The sequence below is a fragment of the Membranihabitans marinus genome, from assembly GCF_021729155.1.
GTDB classification, from domain to species: domain Bacteria; phylum Bacteroidota; class Bacteroidia; order Chitinophagales; family Saprospiraceae; genus Membranihabitans; species Membranihabitans marinus.
Genome location: NZ_JAJQYA010000003.1, coordinates 149686 through 164228, shown reverse-complemented (window position 1 = coordinate 164228; position 14543 = coordinate 149686). Strand labels below are relative to the sequence as shown.

The 14543-nt window shown below is 35.8% G+C and carries 9 protein-coding genes; 1 reads left to right on the top strand and 8 read right to left on the bottom strand.

Going from position 1 to position 14543, the window contains the following annotated elements; all coding sequences use genetic code 11:
- Positions 1-81: 81 nt before the first annotated feature.
- The 4 genes from LVD51_RS03085 to LVD51_RS03070 all read right to left on the bottom strand — a co-directional run bounded on the left by LVD51_RS03085 (position 82) and on the right by LVD51_RS03070 (position 8394).
- Positions 82-2019, bottom strand: a complete 1938-nt coding sequence (locus LVD51_RS03085; protein WP_236969722.1) for a glycoside hydrolase family 127 protein — start codon at positions 2017-2019, stop codon at positions 82-84.
- Between the two features lie 416 nt (positions 2020-2435).
- Positions 2436-4046 carry a RagB/SusD family nutrient uptake outer membrane protein gene (locus LVD51_RS03080; RefSeq protein WP_236969721.1) on the bottom strand — a complete coding sequence of 537 codons (1611 nt, stop codon included), beginning with the start codon at positions 4044-4046 and terminating at the stop codon, positions 2436-2438.
- An 18-nt stretch (positions 4047-4064) separates the two neighbouring features.
- A complete protein-coding gene (locus tag LVD51_RS03075; RefSeq protein ID WP_236969720.1) occupies positions 4065-7160 on the bottom strand; it encodes a SusC/RagA family TonB-linked outer membrane protein in 3096 nt (1031 codons plus the stop codon).
- 298 nt (positions 7161-7458) lie between these two features.
- Complete coding sequence (locus tag LVD51_RS03070) at positions 7459-8394, bottom strand: FecR family protein (protein WP_236969719.1); 936 nt, start codon at positions 8392-8394, stop codon at positions 7459-7461.
- Positions 8395-8625: 231 nt separating this feature from the next.
- Between LVD51_RS03070 and LVD51_RS03065 the strand changes: the two genes are divergently transcribed.
- Entirely contained in the window at positions 8626-9150 is a 525-nt protein-coding gene (locus LVD51_RS03065; protein ID WP_236969718.1) for an RNA polymerase sigma-70 factor, read from the top strand.
- A 12-nt stretch (positions 9151-9162) separates the two neighbouring features.
- Here the strand turns inward: LVD51_RS03065 and LVD51_RS03060 are convergent, their stop codons facing one another.
- The 4 genes from LVD51_RS03060 to LVD51_RS03045 are packed head-to-tail and all read right to left on the bottom strand — an operon-like array spanning position 9163 to position 14541.
- Complete coding sequence (locus tag LVD51_RS03060; protein ID WP_236969717.1) at positions 9163-10500, bottom strand: sugar porter family MFS transporter; 1338 nt, start codon at positions 10498-10500, stop codon at positions 9163-9165.
- A 22-nt stretch (positions 10501-10522) separates the two neighbouring features.
- Entirely contained in the window at positions 10523-12019 is a 1497-nt protein-coding gene (locus tag LVD51_RS03055) for a M81 family metallopeptidase (protein ID WP_236969716.1), read from the bottom strand.
- A gap of 8 nt (positions 12020-12027) precedes the next feature.
- Positions 12028-13305, bottom strand: a complete 1278-nt coding sequence (locus LVD51_RS03050; protein ID WP_236969715.1) for an aspartate aminotransferase family protein — start codon at positions 13303-13305, stop codon at positions 12028-12030.
- A gap of 18 nt (positions 13306-13323) precedes the next feature.
- Complete coding sequence (locus LVD51_RS03045; RefSeq protein WP_236969714.1) at positions 13324-14541, bottom strand: mandelate racemase/muconate lactonizing enzyme family protein; 1218 nt, start codon at positions 14539-14541, stop codon at positions 13324-13326.
- Positions 14542-14543 lie beyond the last annotated feature (2 nt).

The following is a 14543-nucleotide window of genomic DNA, read 5'->3' as shown; positions in this document are numbered from 1 at the left end:
TTTTATTTGCTTATTATTTACCTCTTTCATCACCTTACCCTTCCAAACAATACTTAAAGAAAATAACCAATATTTAAATTCTTAATTCACAATGTTATATTGGCCATATAACACTTCGCTAGAAATTGTTTTACCCTTCCCTTTTGCTTTTAACCAAACCTTAGTGTTTAATTTTCCACGATTAGACAATGCATAATACGGGACAAATTCCAATACTTTATTCTCAGCTGATTCCCCTGAAATTAAAAGCGCACCATTTAACACACCTGGCACATGTTTAATCTTAAAATCAAAGTCCTCTGAAATATAAGCATTTTCCATTTCATCATCTTCTCCTTCAAAAGCATACACAATGGGGCCCCTTTGAATGGCCACTTTGCCAAAGTTATTTTTTAAATTTGGATGAGACTCCATTAAAACAATAGGCATTTTAAAATCAAGCTCAACTTTGTCAGCAGTACCCCAAACTTTAGTAATTTTTAAATACCCCGATATTAAATCAGATTTATCCAATAATTCATCATTAATTTTCACAGAATATTCATTACACCAATCGGGAATTCGAAAACTTATACCAAACTTATCAGTTCTTTCAGAATTTATTAAAAATTCTACCTTTCCATTAAGTGGATATCCTGTCTTTTGAATCAATTGTACTGATTTATCTTTAAATTGAATCTCAGTTTCACTCCCAACATACAAATGAGTGTATATATCATCACTTGATTGAGTGTATATATATTTCCCTACCCCTAATAAAGTTCGGTAAATATTTGGAGGACAACAACTCCAGGGATTTCCTCTTTTCTTATTTCCCTCCAGAGGATTAGAATAATAAAAAGAATTTCCTTCTAGACTAATCCCATGTAGCACTGCATTGTACAATACTTTTTCTAATATGTCAGAATACTCTGAATTATTTTCCAACAACAACATTTTAGAAGCTAAATTAGCAATACTTACCGCTGTACAAGATTCATTTACTCCGGAATTTGGTAATTCATAATCCATTCCAAAAGATTCCATTCTTTGAAGTGGACCAGCACTTCCAGTTATATACATATTTCTTTCAATAAGATTTTTCCAAAGTCTTAGCCCTGCTTGAACAAATTCTGAATCACCAGTCTCAATAGCCACATCTACAATTCCTGTCAAGAAGTTCACCCCTCTAACTGCATGTCCTTTTAATTTAGTTTGCAAATTAAACGGTGCATGATCTTGAAAATATTCGCAAGGATAAAACCTAGGATCCAACTTTATCAAATTTTCGCCATTTACACAGTTGATTCCATTCAATGAATGCCCTCTTCTTTCTATAAATTCTTTTGATAAAGCAAGATAATCTTTATTTCCTACCCCCCTATATAAATCAATAAGCCCTCCCTCCATTGCGGCGTGCCCAGGAAACCCTTTTTCCACAGAATTTTTAACAAAGTGATTATAAGCATGTTGAGCCGATTTCATAGCGATAGTCAAAAATGAATTATTCCCTGATAAAATATGATGAGTTATCGCAGCTTCATACAAATGACCAGCTGCCAAACTTTCATCTTGATTAATCACATTCGCCCATTCAGGAAGAGCTCTATTTTGACCGAATAAATATAGATATCCATTGTCTTTTTGAGCCTGCTTTAACAAATCAATTACATATTCAACTTTTTTTGCTTCCTTTTGATCAGGGAATTGATGCAAAGAATAAAAAACTGCTTCAAGATGTTTATATAAATTCGCTTCATACCACCTTTGATCACCCATACTCTGATCAATTTCTTGACCAACAATACCTTTTGCTTCATTTAAAATCGGTTCCATATATTTCCATCCATGAGGAATTGTATTGTTTTTATATACCTTAAGCTTTGGCAACCAAAATTCATCATCGATTAATACGTTATTAAATGGAACTTTTTCAATCGTACTAATCTCTTTAAGTTTATTAGAACTATCTGCAACTGTACATGCTATTAAGAGGAAGAAAATCATCAGCGAAGAAAAATTCATAAAAAACAATTTCATCTCAATTTATTTTAAATATAAAACAATGAAAGCAAATAAAATCAACATAAAAATTTAAACCACTTATTCTCACAATTAAAAACACATCATATTCGAATTACATTCTATAATAACGGAAAAGATTTTGAGAGTATTTGAAGTTTGATGAGGCTAAAAACACAGGCATAGCCATAGCTAAGGCGAGTATTTTAACCGAAGTAAAACTTTACACAAATCAAAAGATAACCATCAATCATAAATATAATTCGAATTAAACAACACCATCTCCAATCAATATAAATAATTAAAATTGAATGCATTTCATTTAAAATACACATAAAATTCTAATCAAAACCACACACTAAAGTCTCTTATTCAATCAATTGAATTATCAATTCAGGCTAATAACCGTCTACATTTTCAGTATTTAATGACATTCAATAACCTGGATTCTGTTCCAAAACTGCGTTTATATTTGCATCAATTGCTTTTTGAGGAATTGGAAACCACCTATGATGTTCTTTAATTGAGTTTCTAATTGTACTTTCTTCATTATACTTAGTTACACGTTCCACCAATGTTCCTGTGCGAACAAGTGTTTGACGCCTTTGCTCTTCAAGTACTAATTCTCGAAGGCGTTCATCTAAAATAAAATCCATATTGATATCGCTAGGCAAAATCAATTTAGCTTTCGCTCTTGTTCGTATTACATTTATATCATCTGCAGCACTTTCTAAATCACCACTTAATAGATGTGCTTCGGCACGTAATAAATAAGTTTCAGATAATCTGAATCTCATCCAATCCTTATACGTTTTTCCCGATGCAGGTCCAGCCAAAGCTTCCCCCTCTATTTTAAGAATATTGGGATAAAGCCGATAGGTAGTATCAACTGCATCTGTTCTGGGTTCAACAGGTTGTCCATAATATGCTGAATTAGGATTATTATAATACCACTGTCTTCTTATATTAAATTTTGAATTTCTCATGTCATTAGGATCTAAATACCAAATATCATACAAAAATAAATTATTCGGTCTCAACCAACCTACCCCTCTGCCTAAACTATCCGTTAATACCATTCCACTCTCTCCATTAGGATCCAACAATTGATAATACCTAGCACCCCATGCCCTTAATAGAGATTGGTGTCTTGTGGGTTGTCCGCCTGGTGTTTGATATTCTATTTGCAATACCCAAATGCTTTCCATATTTCCAGATGATCTATTTTGATTACCATCTTTAAACAAGTCAGAAAATACATCTCCAGATTGACTAATATAATTTCCAAACCTTTCTGTCATTAAATGGTGAATTCCCGAATTAATTACAGTTGAAGCACTTGTTACAGCTTCTGAATAATTCCCTAAACTAATATTTACTTCTGTTAACAAATGATTAGCCGCGGCCTTAACCACACGTCCTTCTTGTTTTGCTATTTCAGGTAACCAGGAAGCCGCAAAATTTAAATCTGATTTCACAAAGGTTAAAACTTCTTCCCTTGTATTCCTTAAATAATGTAATTTTGGTTTAGATTCCACATTTTCCACAATAGGGACTCCTCCAAATATATTTGCTAAAGTGTTATATGTATAAGCTCTTAAAAACCTAGCTTCTGCAAGAATAGCATTTTTTTGTTCCTCGCTTGTCCAATTTATTTCAGTCCTAGTTTCAATATTCTCAATAAAACTATTACACCGAGGAATCATCGTCAAATAAGCCCATTCCCAATAAAAATTAACGTATCGACTTGACGAATTCAGAGTGTTTTCATAATTTCTAAATTCACTAATACCAATTTCTGAAACCTGACAAAAATCTGTCCCCATAGACATAGCACCTGAAGTACTCCAATGTTCAAGAAACAACTCTTCGCGTACCCCCTGATACAACGCTGCAACACCTGTCTCAAAACTTTCAGGACTATTGTAAATTAAATCAGCGTTCAAAAATGATAATGGTTTTTCGTCTAAAAAGCCATCTTCACAAGAAATTAAAGTAAGAATAATTAACACACAAAATTGGAATATATTTAAAATATTTTTCATCTTTAATTTTGTTTTATTTTATAAACTCAATGATAAGCCCAGTGAAATTATCCTAGCTGTAGGATAATCGTCTGTATTAACACCACCACTTTCAGGATCCGTACCTGGCCATTTAGTTATTGTTAACAAATTTTTGGCACTCAAATAAACTTTACAAGAATTGAAATTGAACTTATTTAATAGGTCACTTGAAAATTTATAAGATAAAGACACGTCTTGTAATCGAACAAAATTTCGCGAAATATAAAATCCATGATTCAATGGATTAGTATAAATTAAAGATGGTCTAGTTTTTGATTGATTCGCCATGGTCCAGTACCCTGCATTTATCATCCCAGTAGCTCTGTCTGTATAATTACCACCTTTATTAGAAGGATCGAGAGGCTTATAGGTTTCTTCCCATCCAAGCATGGAATTAATAAAAACAGATAAATCAAATTTTCCTATTCTAAAATTATTGTTTAACCCGATAAGATACTTGGGATCCTTCTGACTTAAAACCTGACGATCATCTGGAGTAATCTCTCCATCATTATCAATGTCTTTTACGCGGACAAAACCAGGCTTATATCCATTTGGCAAATCATCACCAACTTGATATATTCCATCAAAAACATAATCAAAATTAACACTTATAGGTTGCCCAATAAACCATTCATTCCCTATATCATCATCCTCAATACCATCGCCATTTATATCACTATAATACAAATGTTCAATACTGTTTTTATTATAGGTTAAATTAAGTCCAGAACTCCAAGAAAATACTCCTGCAGTTAAATTATCATGTTCAATATTCAATTCTACTCCTCTATTTCTTGTCTGACCAAGATTTGTTAAAACACTAGCAAATCCAGTCATTGAAGGTAAAGATCTACTAATCAAAAGTCCATCAGTTAATGAATTATATAAATCAATCGAACCATTTAACTTATTATTAAATAAATTAAAATCAACACCTATGTTAGTGGAAACAGTAGACTCCCAACCTAGTTCATCATTTCTCATACCTGATGGATAAAACCCAATTATAGTAGAACCTTGATCTCCAAATACATAATTAGTATTTGAAAATCGTTCTAAAGATTGATATGGAGAAATAGCTTGATTTCCAGTTTTCCCATGAGACAACCGTAATTTTAAAAAATTAATTGTTTTAATGTTTTTTAAATATTCTTCTTCTGAAACAATCCATGAAATAGCTCCTGACGGAAATGTTCCATATTTACTATTACTACCGAAAACTGAAGCTCCATCCTGTCTAACTGTGAATGTGAAAAGATATTTTTCTTTAAATCTATAGTTCAGTCGAAACATTTTAGAATTTTGATTAATTTGATAAGCTGAACTTGATATTTGTTGAATAGAAGTTAAACCTAAATTATTCCAACCATTTTCATCACTTGAGAGATTTTGCCCAGCAGCCCTAGTTGTATTAAATTTATTCACACTCCTACTATACAATAGAGTCAAATCAATAAAATTATGTTCATTAAGATCCTTAGAATAATAAATTATATTTTCCAATACATCGGAGAATCTTTCTGAATTATCCTTTCTAGTCTCCCCTTGCCTAAACACATTGTTTTTATCATAAATAGGTGATAAAAAATAATATTTATCACTACTAATATTAGGCGAATAATTAAATCTATAACTAAGTCCCTCTATTTTTTTAATAATAATTTTTGCATGGAAGGTAGAGAAGAGATTTGAAGTTTTATCTTCATCTTCAAATAAATTAGCATTAAATATAGGATTAAATCCTAACTGATCCTCAACCATTGGATAAGGATTTAGATTAGATGGATCATCTTCAAGATATAGATTTCCGTATGGACTTAATCGATATGCACCATTGACACTCCCTGAAACTCCAGATAAATCTCGCATACTATACAAACTTGTCAATCCAACATTTAACCAAGAGGTTATCTTAGTATTTAGATTCATTCTGAAAGCTATTCTTTTCATATTATCATTATAGACTAAACCTTTTTCATTGACAAATGATCCTGAAAAAAAGTAATCTACATTATTACTTTGACCTCCCACATTAACATCGTAAGACTGAATAGACGAATTTTGAGAAATTGCCTCCCACGGATTTTCAATTGTTTTTCCATTATTGCGATTCTTCAGTTCACTTGGCACCAACACTTTATGAAGATTATCTAAATCCGCATCTATTCCTATTTGGTTAGCCCAATCCAATTTCATCTGTATATATTCTTCAGAATTTAACATATCTATGCTATTAGCCCATTCTTGGATTCCACTATATGCATTTATACTAATTGTGGGTTTATCCGAAGAACCTTCCTTAGAAGTAATTAAAATAACTCCATTTGCTGCTCTTGATCCATAAATTGCGGTAGCACTAGCGTCCTTCAAAATTTCCAAAGAAGAAATGTTATTCGGATTTATATTGTCTATGCTTCCACCAAAAATAAATCCATCCAAGACAATAAGTGGACTATTATTTGCATTAATAGACCGTCTTCCTCTTATCAATATACTACCTGACTGACCAGGTCTAGAATTATCTGTAAATTGCAGTCCTGCAACTCTACCTCTTAACGCTTGAGCGATGTTGGTATTTGGCAAATTTTCAATTGCCTCCATATCAATCCTTTTTATAGCCCCTGTGACATTCCGCTTTGACTGTGTTCCATAACCCACAACCACAACTTGATCTAAGGTCTGAGAATCTTCATTTAGTGTAACACTAATATTCGATCGACCATTTAACATTACTTCCTGACTTTGATACCCGATATAGGAAAAGATTAGAATGGCATTTTCATTGACATCATTTAACTCAAAGTTACCATCAAAGTCGGTCGCCGTCCCTTGATTGCTATCCTTGACCAAGACATTGACCCCAATTAAGGGCTGTCCGGCAGCATCTTTAACCTGCCCTTTAATATTGAGAACCATACGATGTCGCTCCAAATGAATGTTTTTTAAATCTACGTCCTTGGTTAGGTACTGAAGCGAAAGACTGGAATTGGCCTCCTTCTTTTCATCGATAATGGTCTGCAATACTTTAACCATTTTTTGCAAGGACTCCATACCAGCTGCATCATCTCGGTAAATGATGACGTATTTCATTTCCAACATCACATATTTCAACTTGGTATTACTCAACACCTTGGCTAAGGCATCGTCGACATTGTGGTAGTCATCTGGATTATAGCCATCGACCACCACATCTTCTACAATCTCTCGATCATAGGTAAAGTGAACGTCGTATCGAAAGCTAATATCTCGAATGACTTTTAACAACTCCTCCTTTTGAAACAAAGGTTTTGTCTCAATTCCGAATAGACTGTGACTGACCATCAGGCAGACCATGCCCGATAGTATCAAGTGTACTTGTTTTTTCATTCTTATTGTATTTATATTCCTATTATTTGACTAAAATCGTATCATTCTGTTCCGAGAAATTAACTTGTAGCGAGATCTCCAATGCTTGCTTAATTAAATCCCAGTTGGAGTAAGGCAGGGACAAATCCATTCGCTTAAGATTTAAATCGGGATTTGCTATGGCAAAATGGACGCCGTATAACTCTTCAAATCGCTGCAGTATCTCCGGTAAATATTTATTTTCAAATTCTAACATACCACTGACCCAGGAAGCCCTACCAGACAATGTATTTTCACCGTTTTTCTCTACTATTTTTTCATTCTCATTATACTTTATGTAATCCCCTGGCACCATGGTAATTTCTTTTTCTTCCGATTCTCCTATGGACAAATCGACTTTTCCGGATTGTAGAAATATATCGGTATTATAGTTTCTACTGCGCACATTGAACCTCGTTCCCAAAACCCGAACCTTCACTTTATTGGCATCCACAACAAAGGACTTTTTATCTGGTGTTTGCAGGACATCAAAAAAAGCCTCTCCCTCGAGCGAGACATGACGGCGGCCTGTTTCTTCCCAAGAAGAATCCCAAGTCAGGGTAGAATTGGCATTTAACAATACCTCACTGCCATCGGGCAATTGAATACTTTGAGTCTGACCGTAGGGTGTTGTATACACCACGACTTGTCCTGAAGTAGATGATACCGGCCAAAACACATAGAGCGCAATCAACAATAAAACACTGGCAGCTATAGTCCATCTCGTCCATAAGTTCCTTTTCTTTTTATGAATGGTTTTATCTTGAATATCTTTTAAGATATCTTTGGAAGGAGACCAATCCTCCTGCGAAGCCTGTTGAATAAGGCTTTCCCGATTCTCACTATTCAATAAAGCAATAAACTCAGCATATTCCCGCTTAGAAAGACTACTGGTCTGGTATTTTTCCATTAACTGAGCGAATTTATCTTCTTTTTGCATCTATGTATTTCTGTTTAATAAGGTTCAATAGTTGAATTTGCACTACATCATCAACGATTCCTATCCACCTTCTATAAACAACGACGAAGAAGTCAAACTTTAGGACTAGTTAATTTTAAAATAATTTTAATTTGGAAATAATAATTTTTTGAAATACCTTTATAACGCACTTAATAATACATCAAAGAATCCCTTTTCCGCACATTATATCACCAGCACAATAATGTATATATGGATAAGGCATACCAAGACTATAGAGATTTCCTCTATGTTTTTTTTATTAAACACGTCAAAATCAAATCGCTAGCCGAAGATTTAGCCCAAGATGTATTTATTAAATTTTGGCAGAAAAGAGACGAAATTCATTCCCTAGAGAATATCGATGCTTGGCTATTTACCCTAGCCAAAAACCACCTCAACGACCACTATCGACGATTGGCCACAGAAAAAAAATATCAATCTGCCGTATGGCAAGAGATGGAACGGCATTCTAATACCGTCATTAGAGATATCTATAAAAAAGAGTTGGAAGAAGAAATTCAAGCTTTATTAGAGACCTTACCCCCGCGTCAACGAGAAATTTACGTCCTCAGTAGACAACAAGGTATGTCGCTCGAAGAAATTGGCCAGACTTTGGATTTGTCCCCCAATACGGTAAAAAATCATTTGGTCAAAGCGTTGAAAGTGGTCCGTGGCGGATTGAGCGCTGCCCACCTCATTCAAGTCTTTATTCTTTTGGAAATGCTATATAAATAAAACTAGATCTATCTATTGGATTTCTTCCAACCTTAGATTCTTGGTTTCAGGAATATATTTCCATGAAAATAAAACACATAGTACACATACAACCATAAACACTAAATACACACCTGCAGTACTCCCATAGGTCAATTGAAAATACTCATTCATCGATGGAAATATTTGAGCAATTACAAACGATGATAAATACAGAAATGCACAGACAATGCCCATTGCTTTCCCCCTAATATGATTGGGAAATAATTCGGAAGAAATAATCCAACTCAAGGGCGCGAAACCTAAGGTAAATGCGCCTGTCCCCATTAACATGGGAATCAAAGTGTATATACGATCAATTTGGCTATTGATCACCCCAAACATCACTAAATGACTTAGCGCCATAAAAGACACGCTTATTAAAAGTAATGTCCTACGCTGCAACCATTTAATTAATGGAAAAGCTATAAGAGTACATAAAAATATAAACAAATAAATGGGGAGTGAACTGAGAATGGCCCCCGAACCAATACTTATATTTAAATCAGACAGTATGGTAGGTGCATAAAGCAACAACATATTCACACCATTTATCTGTGAAAAGATCATAAATATTGTGACCACGATTAAGGTTTCTAATGACTTACCTTGAAATAAATTGACTTTAAATGCCCCACTATTATCCCGGTCTGATTTAATTTCTTCAAATTCAACACTTCCCTTCGACCGACCATTAATACTCTGTAAAACTTTAAGCCCCTCCGATTCCTTTCGTTTCAAAATTAACCACCTTGGACTTTCAGGGATAAAAAACAAGCCTAGCAGCAATATCAAAATTGGAATCAACTCAAAGCCCAACATCATCCTCCAATCATCTTGGAAGGAAAAAAAATAACTCACAATCACCGCAATGTTAATCCCGATCACATTGGACAATTGGTTGACATTAACCAATCGACCTCGATATTCTACCGGCGCCAATTCAGCGATATAAATAGGTGAAGTCATCATAGCTAAACCTATCCCTACGCCACCAATAAATCGCCAGAAACACAAGTCCCATACTCCAAATGCCATGGCACTTCCTACTGCCGATAACATAAATAGCAAAGCCGCTATCATCATGGTTTTTCTTCGTCCGATGAAGTCGGCAAATTTCAATCCAATCAATGGACCAGATACCGACCCCAATATGGCACTACTTACGACAAAACCTTTCATAGCCGTAGACAATTGAAATGCATCTTCGATAAATAAAATAGCCCCAGATATGATCACTAGATCAAACCCAAACAAAAAACCACCTACGGAGGCAATCAAGGCTATACCATATACATAACGAACATTGATTTTATCACTAGATTTGCTCATAATTTGGGATTGTTATAAAGATTTAATCTCTATTTAGTGTCAAATGCTTTGATTTTGCTTTGACGTAAGGGAGTTGTGTTAAATCACTGGTACACAGACCTGGACTTTGGATATATATACTTTTATAAGATACGGGATCATATGCCTGTTTATGCGACACAGCAGCCTTGACAATGATAACCGCTTCCTCTTCTGGAATAATACCTTGAGAGCGCAACTGTCCCAAATCCATGGGTGGCGTTTTCTTGCTGGTTAATAATATTTTAACTTTCTCATTTTCAACCACACAGCAATTACCCATATCGATTTGGATACCACATAACGAAGCCAAATGAGAATCTTTGTTCTCCAGTTCGAAACATCCATTGCTAAGATGAATTATTTCACCCTCAAAGTCAACTGGATAACCATGGTAAATATCTGTTTTGCCACCGATAGACAAACGCACATTCTTTCCTGTGCCCTGACTAAAACATTTTTCCACTTCAGCAGGATCATTAATCACAGCCACGACCTTACCAATATTATGCTCAATACAAGAAGTTAAAATACCTGTCGCATCACCAGGAGAACCACCCCCTATATTATCCGATGCTTCAATCAAAAGCAATGGGCGTCCCTGGCCAAGGGATTGATGAATCTCTTCTAAGACTTCCTCAAAAGTAAATTCAATGGGATAGGCGGATTCTAAGTTTTGTTCTAATAGTTTGATTAAATCATCAATATATTGTGAAGCCTTCGTCTCGTCTCCTCTAGTGCAAATCGATATAGAGAAACCACAATCTTCAATATCTGCATAGGCATAACCCGCAAATACGTTAATACATAAAAGATCTTTGTCGATGGCTTCCCATTTTTCAACCTCTTGCAGAAGTAGCTTCATTGGCAGGTTATCGGTACCCAAGCCAGAAGGAGGTATGACATAAGAAGTCGGTCGAAATACTTGCTTTACGCCCCCTTCTTGGAATATATTATTTAAAAAATCTGCCGCTTTAACCGATGATTCATAAGCATCGGTATGAGGGTTTTTTCGATAACAATACAAACAATCACTATGGCTGATCATCCTTTTCGAAACATTGGCATGTAAATCCAACACCCCTACTACAGGCAAAGAGATTCCTTTTTGCGCTTGGAAGGATTTAATCTTTTCGAGCAACATGCCCTCTACATCATCACAATGTTCACTTGCCATCGCTCCGTGTAAAACCAAAAATATCCCGTCAATATCATAACACACTTCCTCTAAATGCCGAAAAAAGCGATCCATAAAAAACTCAATAACGGATTCCTCTACGGTTCCAGATGGCATGGCATTGATATATATGCCAGGAATGATGTCCCAGTCTTGTTCTTTGCCATATTGAAGAAACCCATCCATGGGAGATTTATTCCCCAAATTTTCTCGGATGATTTGTTCTCCCTCACTCACCGAAAAGTCAGTGAGTTTAGTACGATCTCTTAGAAAAGTGTGAGTTTCGTGGAATAATCCAGCAACATATATTTTTTTACGTCTCAATCCACAGCTTATTTAAGTGATTGAAAGGATTCTCTAATCGCTATGGTTGTTTTCTCAAGTTCTGTATCGCTGTGACTCGCACCGATATACCATCGACTATCCGGCAACAACAACACTCCTCTTTTAAGCATTTCGGCTCGAAACCGGCCATAAAATTCCTTATCCGCCGACATCGTATCTGCATAATTTTTAGGTGGTGTTTCCATACCAAAATGAACACTAAAAAAACTACCGACACCTGAAGTGATAACCTGCACATCCGCAGCTCGCGCTTCTCTTTCAATCGTCTCTCTAATGGCATAACCTATTTTATGCATTCTTTGAAAACACCCAGGTTTAGACAATTCTGATAAAGTGGCATTGGCAGCAGCTAAATTCACCGACGCCCCATTGTAAGTACCTGCGTGTATCGTTGTCCCATTTCTGAGTACGTCAAATATCTTGCTTTTCCCACCAATGGCAGAAAATGTAAATCCACCAGCAATGGCTTTGGCATATACAGAAAGGTCAGGATCTAATTTAAAATATTCTCGAGCCCCTCCCAAAGCCAGTCTAAAACCGGTAATCACTTCATCAAATATGGAAACAATACCGTATTGACGACACAATTCTAATACTTGTTTTAAATAATCTTCTTGTGGCATACAAGACCCCGAATTCACTAAAATTGGTTCGGTGATGACACAGGCAATCTCCTCCCCACATTCACTCAACAACGTCTTTAATGCATCTATATCATTCCAAGGCAAAACTAAGGTATCAGCGAACTCAGAAGCTGGTTGTCCCCCACAAGTGGCCGATGGTTTTCCCAAATCATCCGCACTAGGCTTATAACTCACTAACACATTGTTTGTCCATCCGTGATAATGGCCTTCAAACTTCACAATTTTTATTCTCCCCGTATATGCTCTAGTGATTCGAATAGCAGATTGAATAGCTTCCGTTCCCGTATTTGAAAACAATACTTGCTCCACTCCAGGGAGTATATGAACCATTTGTTCTGCCAATTCAATTTCGAGCTCATGCTGTGCACCCAAGGTATAACTTTTCGACAACTGCGAAATTACACTCTTGTTAATCGCTTCATTGTTGCTACCCAAAATCAATGGTCCCCATGCCAAGGTATAATCAATATATTCATGACCATCTACATCATAATAGTACGGACCGTCAGCTTTCTCAAAATACAATAACGGTTCTACATTCCTGCGCATTGAACTCGAGACACCTGTTGGAATAACTTGACAGGCTTTCTCATAATACACCTTAGAATTAACTAAATTCATTGTTTTTTTTATTTTTGATTATTGACTGACTCTATAAGTTTCTTCCGATTCTGAAAAATAATCGGCTAACCATGCGGCTCCTATTCCCGGTCTTTCAGGTGGTAAAAAGTTTCCATTATCCACCTCTATTTTCTGATCAATTAAATCGTTATATACCACTTGTAAATGTGCTCGAACACTTTCTTGAAACACAACATTGTTACAAGCTATACCTACATGAATACCACTCAACAAGGTAAAAGGTCCGGTGCAATCATGCATCGTTACAGGAATATTATAAGGAATTGCCATCTCTGTTATCCTGCGGGTTTCAGAAATACCTCCCACCCATGTAGGATCGATCATTATATAATCTGCTGCTTGACCTTCCAATACTTTTCGAAAATCATCTCTGGTGGTATACATTTCACTGATGGCAATAGGTACTTGTGCTTCGTCTCTAAATTGTTTCAACAATTCGATATTATCCACACGCAGTACATCTTCCATCCACAGTGGCTTTATTTCCCGCATACATTCGGCGATTCTCATTGCTGCAGGCCATTTAAAGAAGCCATGACCATCCAACATTAATTCAATATCATAACCCACTGCTTCTCTAATATCAAAAAGAGGCTTCAAAGCCGATTTAATATCGTTATAATTTAAATATAATGGACCACTGGACTGGTGAGCCAAAGGATCCAATAGCCACATTTTCATACCTTTGTACCCACTATCGATCAATTCCTTAGCGTACTCTACCGGCCTGTGAACACTGGACCAATTGTCCTCCAACGGTCCTTCATAACCTCGACTACCATAGCCTGGCCAAAGCAATTTTTCTTTGCCCTTTGAGTCCGATTCACTGACAGACAAAGGACTATATCCTGTCCCTCCAGCACTATTATACGTCGGCAGTTCTTGTCTAGTTCGTCCTCCTAGCAACTGCCACACAGGCATCCCTACAGACTGTCCAAAGATATCCCACAAAGCAACATCCAAGGCAGAAATGGCTCTTATCTCAGCCCCTCTTCCACCAAAATTGATAAAACGCTCATAAAAAAATCGCCAGTGCCGTTCGATATCTAAGGCTGACTGGCCGATTAAGTAATCTGACATCCAATCGTGAATCATTGCCGCGACTGAACTCGGTGCATAATAGGTCTCCCCACATCCAATAATTCCACTATCCGTATGGATCCGCAACATCAATAAATGCGACTTACATACCGTTTCAATTTTTTTTATTTTCAACT